Source organism: bacterium, assembly GCA_023228325.1.
GTDB lineage: Bacteria > Auribacterota > UBA6266 > UBA6266 > UBA6266 > UBA6266.
In genome coordinates, this window is sequence record JALOBK010000038.1 from 1 (window position 1) to 2,888 (window position 2,888).

The following is a 2,888-nucleotide window of genomic DNA, read 5'->3' on the forward strand; positions in this document are numbered from 1 at the left end:
TAATTGCAGTTCTGTGGGTCTCTGCGAAGTTTAACCAAGTTAAAAGACTCAATGCAATAATTGGACATTTTTGGGAACTTATTGCGACAGAAAGGATAAAATGACAGAAAAACAAAAAAGGGGCAGTGGAGGACAGAAAAAAGTTGGACGAGATAAAGTAAAATGTGCCTCATATAAAAACAAGTCAATCAGAGAAAAAAATAAGCTAAAAAAATTTAAGAAACATAATTTGCCTAAAGATGTTAGTGAAGAAAAGAAAAAAGAGCTAATAGCTAATTTTAGAAACTTACAGGATAATAGGAAGAAGGGGAAAGCATAATAGATAAAAATTCAATAGAAGTACAACTTGTTATAAATGATTTGCATGTACCTTATCAAGATGATGAAGCCTTAGAACTTATACTTAAGTTTGGTAAAAATTTAAAACCAGATAAGTTATTTATTTTAGGTGATTTCATGGATATGTACTCAATATCTAAATTTGATAGAAATCCTGAACGCATTACCAATTTACAAACTGAATTTAATATAGGTAAAGAGATATTAAATAAAATTATAAAAGTTATTAAGCCTGTTCAGACAATCTTTATGGAGGGTAATCATACAGACAGACTTAGAAAATTTATATGGAATAATCCTGTTCTTAATGGTTGTATAGATATTAAAGATAAGTTAGGCATAAATAATTTAGGAATAGACTATTATGAATACGGTAAAAATTATGTATATAAAAATAAACTTATCTATACACACGGTAACAAAATAAATAAATATTCTGCTTATACTGCTAAGAATATGCTTGATGATTTGGGGCTTTCAGTAATACTTGGGCATACTCATAAACTGGGAATGCATTATAGGACAGATTATTCAGGTGCAAAAGTAGCTGTTGAAAATGGCTGCTTATGCCAAACGGATTTAGCACTTGAATGGTTTCGTAAAGAGGTAATAGATTGGCAAAAAGGAATAACAGTTATTAAATGGGTAGAGGATAGATTTAATATACATCAAATTTGTATTCCTAAAGATAAATTTATCATATTTGGAAAAAAGTATTATACATTATGATTATTAATAAAAATAAAAGTTATGGAGGATATAGTTACCAATGTAAATGTGATATTTGTAATAAACTATTTTATAGAAAAGCTGCTCATGTAGAAAGAACTAATCATCAATTTTGTAATCAAGTATGTGCTAGTATATATAAATCATTAGAAATATCGGGCAATGGTAATCCTTGTTATGGATTATTAGGAGAAAAACATCCAGCATACGGTTATAAATTTTCAAGTGAGTCTTTAAAAATTAAAAGTAATAATTTTAAGGGAAATAAAAATCCTATGTGGAAAGGAGGTAAATCTAGTGATAACGGTTATATAATAATTTATAAACCAGATCATCCTTATAATAATGGGGGATATATGTTAGAACATCGACTCATAATGGAAGAATATATAAAAAGGTATTTAACTCTTGAGGAGGTAGTACACCACATTAATGGTATACGAGATGATAACAGGATTGAGAATCTTATATTATTTGATAATAATAGTGAACATATAAAATGGCATTTTCTATTTAGAAGAATTATTAAATTACTTTGCTTATCCATATTTAAATTTAATACAGCATTAACTTTTGATTATATTTTTTTGGGAGCGTAAGGGTTAGACAGAACTGACAGCCGAAGTGCTATGTTCTGGACGTGGCTTCAATGCCACCGCTTCCACCATAATATTATAAATCGAAACTAACTCCATAATCCTCAGACATAATATCATAAAGTTTGTCTCTAACTTCCTGTAAGACTTCTCTATCATGATATTTAATTTCGCTTCTTAACCATTTGTCTAAGTCCCACAGACAATTATAAAAAATAGGTCCCTTATAGAATTTATCATATTCATTTAAATCTGTAGTTTCTATTATGTATTTGGTAGGAGAGTAAATCTCCTCCAGTGTTGCCTCTTCAAGCTGTTTTGGCTGTAATAATTCAATTATCTTATCTAATTTACTTAAAATACTCATTGTTGCCTCCTTTCTATTAATACTTAGGGTCAAATTCATAAAAATCACACTTATAGTCCATATCCACATCATCACCATCTCTACCATTTACTCTACACCAGCATTTACTTGCTGATTGAAATAAACAATTTCTACAAGTTGATTCTTTTATTAATTCTTCATTCATTCAATTATCTCCTTTATCAAAACAAATTTTACATCCTGTCCAACATTTTAAACCTAATAATTTAGCTAAATCTTCAAAGGCTTTATCATAACGTTTTATAAATTGAAGCTCTTCTAACATAGATATTCTAAACTCTAAATCATTTATTTTATCCTCTAGTTCTTTCTTAGTCATTTAATTATCTCCTTTGTCTTAATATCAATTTCTTTCATATCTCCCCATGTCTTGCCGATTTTTATTTCAACAGGAAACTCTATTTCTGGATGTAACCAATCTCTTGGGGTTTGCATCATTGTATTGCTTATTATATCAATTAATTGCTCAATATGCCATCTATTATTTGGTGCTTCATTTACTATACAGTCATGTACCAGATTAGTAGTAAAAGCTTCATGCTTATCAATGTCTTCTTCCATATTCATTGCCGAAATTAAATTCAAATCTGAACCACTACTTTGGATTATAAAGTTTCTGGCTTCATTCTTCTGTGCTTGGTCTCCTATTATTACGCCATAACGTCTATAACGACCAAATGGGGTTATAAAAGGTTCTTTAGAGAGTAGGTGTCTTTCTTGTTCTTCCATATATTCCATAGCAATAGGAATTTTAGAAAGCCAACTATCAAGGATTAATTGAGCTTCACTTATTGAAATATTAAATTTCTGTGCTATACTATATGATGTTCTTCCAT

The 2,888-nt window shown here is 29.2% G+C and carries 7 protein-coding genes; 3 read left to right on the forward strand and 4 right to left on the reverse strand.

Going from position 1 to position 2,888, the window contains the following annotated elements:
- Positions 1-100: 100 nt before the first annotated feature.
- The 3 genes from M0R36_11440 to M0R36_11450 are packed head-to-tail and all read left to right on the forward strand — an operon-like array spanning position 101 to position 1,667.
- Positions 101-319, forward strand: a complete 219-nt coding sequence (locus M0R36_11440; GenBank protein ID MCK9556404.1) for a hypothetical protein — start codon at positions 101-103, stop codon at positions 317-319.
- A gap of 41 nt (positions 320-360) precedes the next feature.
- Positions 361-1,068 carry a hypothetical protein gene (locus M0R36_11445; protein ID MCK9556405.1) on the forward strand — a complete coding sequence of 236 codons (708 nt, stop codon included), beginning with the start codon at positions 361-363 and terminating at the stop codon, positions 1,066-1,068.
- Complete coding sequence (locus M0R36_11450) at positions 1,065-1,667, forward strand: HNH endonuclease (GenBank protein MCK9556406.1); 603 nt, start codon at positions 1,065-1,067, stop codon at positions 1,665-1,667. Before M0R36_11445 ends, M0R36_11450 begins: the two co-directional genes overlap by 4 nt.
- A 73-nt stretch (positions 1,668-1,740) precedes the next feature.
- Here the strand turns inward: M0R36_11450 and M0R36_11455 are convergent, their stop codons facing one another.
- From M0R36_11455 to M0R36_11470, 4 genes are all read right to left on the reverse strand, one after another.
- Entirely contained in the window at positions 1,741-2,031 is a 291-nt protein-coding gene (locus M0R36_11455; protein MCK9556407.1) for a hypothetical protein, read from the reverse strand.
- 16 nt (positions 2,032-2,047) lie between these two features.
- Positions 2,048-2,197: a hypothetical protein gene (locus M0R36_11460; GenBank protein ID MCK9556408.1), complete on the reverse strand. Its 150-nt coding sequence runs from the start codon at positions 2,195-2,197 to the stop codon at positions 2,048-2,050.
- Positions 2,198-2,371, reverse strand: coding sequence for a hypothetical protein (locus M0R36_11465; protein ID MCK9556409.1), 174 nt, complete (start codon positions 2,369-2,371; stop codon positions 2,198-2,200).
- The coding region (locus M0R36_11470) for a DNA polymerase (GenBank protein MCK9556410.1) at positions 2,368-2,888 on the reverse strand (521 nt) is incomplete at its 5' end. The genes M0R36_11465 and M0R36_11470, both read right to left, overlap by 4 nt.